The 4973-nt window shown below is 65.5% G+C and carries 7 protein-coding genes; 4 read left to right on the top strand and 3 right to left on the bottom strand.

The features are described 5' to 3' along the window. The first annotated feature begins 228 nt into the window (after positions 1-228). Both ABN028_RS35735 and ABN028_RS34960 read left to right on the top strand, forming a co-directional pair. On the top strand, positions 229-702 hold the full coding sequence (locus ABN028_RS35735) for a DUF6578 domain-containing protein (RefSeq protein WP_502879265.1): 474 nt from the start codon (positions 229-231) through the stop codon (positions 700-702). Continuing rightward, on the top strand, positions 683-1330 hold the full coding sequence (locus ABN028_RS34960) for a hypothetical protein (RefSeq protein WP_349699629.1): 648 nt from the start codon (positions 683-685) through the stop codon (positions 1328-1330). The genes ABN028_RS35735 and ABN028_RS34960 overlap by 20 nt, the downstream gene beginning before the upstream one ends. Before the next feature lie 345 nt (positions 1331-1675). Here the strand turns inward: ABN028_RS34960 and ABN028_RS34965 are convergent, their stop codons facing one another. The 3 genes from ABN028_RS34965 to ABN028_RS34975 form a co-directional block, all read right to left on the bottom strand. Continuing rightward, entirely contained in the window at positions 1676-1855 is a 180-nt protein-coding gene (locus tag ABN028_RS34965; protein WP_349332463.1) for a hypothetical protein, read from the bottom strand. A 207-nt stretch (positions 1856-2062) separates the two neighbouring features. Beyond that, complete coding sequence (locus ABN028_RS34970) at positions 2063-2788, bottom strand: recombinase family protein (RefSeq protein ID WP_349699630.1); 726 nt, start codon at positions 2786-2788, stop codon at positions 2063-2065. Between the two features lie 385 nt (positions 2789-3173). Continuing rightward, entirely contained in the window at positions 3174-3665 is a 492-nt protein-coding gene (locus ABN028_RS34975) for an ArsR/SmtB family transcription factor (RefSeq protein ID WP_349699631.1), read from the bottom strand. A gap of 193 nt (positions 3666-3858) precedes the next feature. On the opposite strand from ABN028_RS34975, the gene ABN028_RS34980 reads away from it, so the two are divergent. Further along, positions 3859-4626 carry a DinB family protein gene (locus tag ABN028_RS34980; protein WP_349699632.1) on the top strand — a complete coding sequence of 256 codons (768 nt, stop codon included), beginning with the start codon at positions 3859-3861 and terminating at the stop codon, positions 4624-4626. A 70-nt stretch (positions 4627-4696) separates the two neighbouring features. Then, on the top strand, positions 4697-4973 hold a 277-nt coding region (locus ABN028_RS34985), incomplete at its 3' end, for a DUF1905 domain-containing protein (RefSeq protein WP_349699633.1).

Here is a 4973-nt window from a genome sequence, read left to right on the forward strand (position 1 = left end):
TGACGAAATCCCCCCGCGCCATCGCCTCCCAGAACCGCTCATGAACCTCCGCAACCATCCGCAAAGAGAACCGCACCCACAACACCCCTCACCCATCGGGTGTTGCGATCACCGCTCGAACCCGCGGTTCCCCATACGGACATCGACGAGGCGAGGTCGGCGTCCATTGAGACGAGAGAGACCCGACGCTCCGCGGCAGAGGAGTGCGCATCAGTGAGAGACTGCAGCGTGGCCCTCGTCTGGTACTCCGACTGGCAGATGGAGTGCTGCGGCGAGCCGTTTTCAGTCAACGATTCCGTCGAATGGAACCTGGCCGCCGATCCAGATGTGGATTGGCTTGAGGCCGCCATCGGAAGCGACCTTGCCACCCAAGTCACCCATCAAGAGGATCACCACGACCTAGAAGAGGACGCCGTCGTCCGCAAGGGGAAGGTGCGAAGCATCCAGTGCGCCTACAGCCGCTACGCGCCTGCACCGGGCGGTGACAGGCGCACGCTTTACCCCGTCCCGGGCACCGCAGAAGTCAGGTCAGCAGAGCGTGTTGACGGCACCGAGGTGTCCGCGGCGACTTGCACTTCAACGGTTACCTGGTCGAACTCGATCTTGAGCCAATCTGACGGAGGCCCCGAGCGACTCGCGGCAGGAGAGTGCGCTTCATGCGGTCCACCTAGATACTTGCCCGGTGCGAGAATCGTCGGCTGACTGGGTGGCCCTCTCCCCGCGCTTCACGCCGGGCTGGCCCTGGCCCGAAGACTCATATGGCCTGGGACCGATGTATGGCGAGGACGGGTGGTGTCGAGGCTGCGGTACGCCGCTGGTCGAGCAGTCAGGCGCGCTCGTGATCCAGGGGAGCAAGTTCCCGGGCGCCGAGGTATGGATGCCGAACTGGCGCTACGACGTGGTCTGCGTTTCGGCGGGGCTGGCCGCCGACATCGCCGGGCGGTTCGCCGTCGAGCTGGGAGAGGTGCACCAGTCACGCAAGGGTCCCACCGGGGTGAAGCAGGTCCTCCCCGCCCAAACGGTCGAACCCTGGCACCCGCCAGGGGATCTAGCGCGGGCTGTGCGGGCGCGACACGGCGAGTTCGAGGGCGACAGGACGGGGTCGTTCTGCGGACAGTGTGGGCGCTGGAAGTGGCTGCCTGTTAGCGAGAACGAGGCGCCGATTGTCGGCGACGCCTTGGTGTCCACCTCCGACGTCCTTGCGTCACCCGAAGTGTTCGGGGACAGGCTCAAGTCATTTCGTCATCTGCTCTTCCGGCGACCTCTCGGCGAGGCCCTCGTGGCCGCCTGCCCACGAAACTGGGAAGTGATCGAGGTGGAGATCGCCTAGCGCGCAGCGGGCGCGCCCGACCTCGATTCGCATGCCCGCTCATCGGCATGTCCGTGCGTTCGTCTCGCTTTCCTTGCGAGCTGTCGGTGTCCGGTCAGGGATCGCTTGGTGAGACGAACGGCGGTGCCTATGGGCGGGGCACGGTTGGTTGCGGGCCGCTCGGGGATTGCTACCGGGTTGCAGGTCGCCGGCGGTTGATCGCTGCTGGTGGGGCCCGGCCGCGGCGGTGACGCAATCTGGAGGGTCCGTGCTTGACGTTGACTGAGCGCGAAGACATCGCGTTGGGCCGAGCAGACAGTGAGTCGATGCGTTCGATCGACCGCAGGCCGGCTGGGTCAATACCGTCTAGGCGCCAAGCGCGCGAAGAGCCTCGTAGACCATCCAAGCTGGCCAGAAGATGCCCTGGATGATCGCCAATGCATACTCCCAGAAGCCGTCGGCCTGCTGCCAGTAGTAGACCCAGGCACCAAAGATGCCCAAGCCGTAGATCGCGCCCCCGCCTGCGGCTCCAGCGTTGTTGCTCATGTCGATCCCGCCCTTCGCTCCGCGCAGGTTCCACTCTGCATCGAAGACGGGGTGAAGACTAGAGGACGTTGCACCCGGCCATGTAGCCGTCCGCAAGAGGAGCCGCTTGAGGACCGGCTTCCTGCGTCGGTGTTTGGTGCGGAAGGGGCCGGCCCCTGTGGTGGTCGGTGTCTGGTTAGCGGCCCGTGTACGCGCGGGTCTTGCTGGTCATGACGGTCCTGTTCTGTTGCTGTCGTCGCGGGCGAGATGCCGTGGTCGGTGCGTGGGATCCGGCTTGGGCTGCGGGGCCGGGCCGGGTGCGCCAGGTGCGCGATGCCGTCCAGCAGCCGCGGTTGGCGGGTTCGGGACGGTCACCGATGCGGTGCGGTGGCGTTGGACGGCCCGGTAGACAGTGGCTCGCGCGATGCCGAACAAGTCGCCGACTTCGGCGATGGTGTACTCGCCGCTGCCGAGCAGTTCGACCAGGTGAGCTTCCTGGCGTGGGTTGAGCTTGGGCTGCTTGCCACGCAGGTGCCCTTTGGCTTTGGCCACGCGCATGCCCTCACGGGTGCGAGCTCGGATCAGGTCAGCCTCGAACTCCGCGACCATGGCCAGCACATTGAACAGCAACCGCCCGACCGGATCGGTCGGGTCGTAGACGCTGCGGCCCAGGCTCAGCTTCACCTGGCGTCGGGTGAGGTCTTCGGCGATGGCGCGAGCATCGGGTAGCGACCGGGCGAGCCGGTCGAGTTTGGTGACGGTCAACGTGTCACCGGCCCGGCAGGCGGCCAGTGCCTCGCGCAGCCCGGGTCGGTCCCGATTCGTGCCTGTCAGTCCATGATCCACATAGATCCTGGTCTGGTCGACTCCGAGTTCGATCAGCGCGTTTCGTTGCGCGGTGAGGTCCTGCTCCTCGGTGGACACCCTGGCGTAGCCGATCAACAGTGCAGCCATGACGCACCCCTCGACGGGTGAGGCCGAGCGACGGTTCTCTACCAAACCGCGGCGTCGGCGACGGCCAATCCGGCCGCCACATCAGCCAACAGCACGCACCCGCGTCCGCACTCACCTTGACCCGACCTGTCCGATCGCGGATCCCTCTGCGGACGGCTTGAGGCTTCGCACCACCGGCGGGCCGATGCGGCCGCACTCCGGACGCTCCTCACCGATGACGGATGCGCTCGGCTCGAACTCAGTTTCTCGACGACCAGGATGAACCCGGTGCCGCGCGCCGTCTGCGAACACCGGGGTTCGTTGGCCAGAGCCGGGCGGAACGGGCCGGGATGGAACGGCGATCGGCCCGATGGTCGAACGGCTATCGATGTCGGTCCCTGCGGGGCTATTCGTGACGTTCTGGCAGGCGTGGGGCCTGGGTGGTGGGATAGATGGCGGCCATGAAGGCGTGAGCTTGGCCCTGGTCGAGGCTGGGTAGCTGGGAGAATTCGTTGACCAGTTGGAGAACTCGGTCCCAGAACTCGTTGGCGTGTTCTTCGCTGATCCAGGCGTAGCGCCTGATCGCGCGGAGTTGGTCAGCTTCGTGTGCGGGAATGGTGTCGGCGGCCCATTGGGGCATCGCGTTGGGGATCAGGGCGACCTGCTCGGGCGTGATCTCACCGACTCTGAACAGGCGGGCGGTCCGTCCGTAGAAGCGTTCCTGCTGGCCCCGGATGGTGTGCGTTCGAACCACTTTCAACATGCCGGCAGCGGTCAGCACGCGGACGTGATAAGCGACAGTGCCCTTGGGTCGCCGGGTTGCGACCGCCAGCTCTTGGATGGATGCCGCTCGTTCGAGCAGGAGTTGGAGCAGGACGCTACGGAAGGGGTCGAACATGGCCCTGAGCTCTTGATCGGACGTGACTGTATGCGCGTCGTCGAGCTCGTAGTCAGGTACTTGCTGGTTGGTAGACAACGTCTCTCTGCTCCGCTACCTTTCACTGATTGAAGATCTGAATCAGTCTGTCAGACGCTTCGATGGAACCGATAGATCATCATGCGATTCAACACCAGACAGGAAGAAGCGACGCGTGACCGAATTCAACGCCGACAACGACCTGCAGGGCGCCACGTTCACCAACGTCAAGCTGCAGGAGGCTCGTTTCGACCGCGTCGATTTAGGCGGTGCCCGATTCCGGAGCAGCAACGTGTCCGGAGTCGTGATGCGCGCGGTCGACGTGGACCGATCCGAGATCGACGCACCCTGGCTCTACGACGGATCGTTCATGGTCAACGACGTTGACGTGGTGCCCCTCGTCGACGCCGAGCTCAATCGCCGTTTTCCCGGCCGATCCGAACGCCGGGCCACCGATCCGGACGGGCTCCGCGCAGCGTGGGCAGCAGTCCAAACGGCCTGGGAAGCAATCCTCCAACGAGTAGCGACGATGCCGGACGGAACCACCGACATTTCCGTCGACGATGAGTTCTCGTTCGCCCAGACCCTGCGCCACCTGGTGCTGGCCACCGACAACTGGCTCGGCAAAGCGGTGCAGGGGCGAGAACAGCCGTTCCATCCACTCGCCCTCGCCGGGCTGCCCGAGTCCACCGAGACTCCGACCTACTCGGAGGTGCTGGAGGCTCGGTCCAGCCGCGTCGCGATGGTGACCGATTTCCTCGCCACCGTGACCGCAGAAGATCTGAGCGGCAAGAGGTCGAACCCCAACGCCCCCGACTGGGAGGAGACCGTGTTGTCCTGCCTGCACACGATCCTGGAGGAGGAGTGGGAACACCAGCGCTACGCCGTGCGGGATCTGGACCGAATCACCGGCGGCCAGGGGCGCGCTGCCGAAGGAGTCTGAGCATGGCCAGCCGCAGCGACAACGAGGTCGTCGACCTGCGGAGCGTGGGCCCGTTGGGAGAGAGTCCGAGATGCCGAAGAAGCAAACATCCAAGGCCCGGAACGCCCGCGCCGCCGCACGCGAGGGCGCGAAGTTCACAGTTGCGCTGCGCCGCCAGTCATCAGCGGCGGAGATGCGTACAGGCGATGGCCGCCTGGAGGTTGAGTTCAGCGGCGAGATATTTCAGTGGCGCGGTCCGGCGCCGTACTACTTCGTTGCGGTGCCTGAGGAGCTTAGCCTCCAGCTGAAAGTGGCGACGTCCGGCACCAGCTATCACCGGGGAATGCTCCGGGTACAGGCGCGGATCG

It is taken from the genome of Actinopolymorpha sp. B17G11, assembly GCF_040196095.1.
GTDB lineage: Bacteria > Actinomycetota > Actinomycetes > Propionibacteriales > Actinopolymorphaceae > Thermasporomyces.

Excerpts from the sequence above, each read along its gene's own strand:
- ABN028_RS34965 (WP_349332463.1), bottom strand. The coding sequence starts at position 1,855 with ATGAGCAACAACGCTGGAGCCGCAGGCGGGGGCGCGATCTACGGCTTG.
- ABN028_RS34970 (WP_349699630.1), bottom strand. The coding sequence starts at position 2,788 with ATGGCTGCACTGTTGATCGGCTACGCCAGGGTGTCCACCGAGGAGCAG.
- ABN028_RS34975 (WP_349699631.1), bottom strand. The coding sequence starts at position 3,665 with ATGTTCGACCCCTTCCGTAGCGTCCTGCTCCAACTCCTGCTCGAACGA.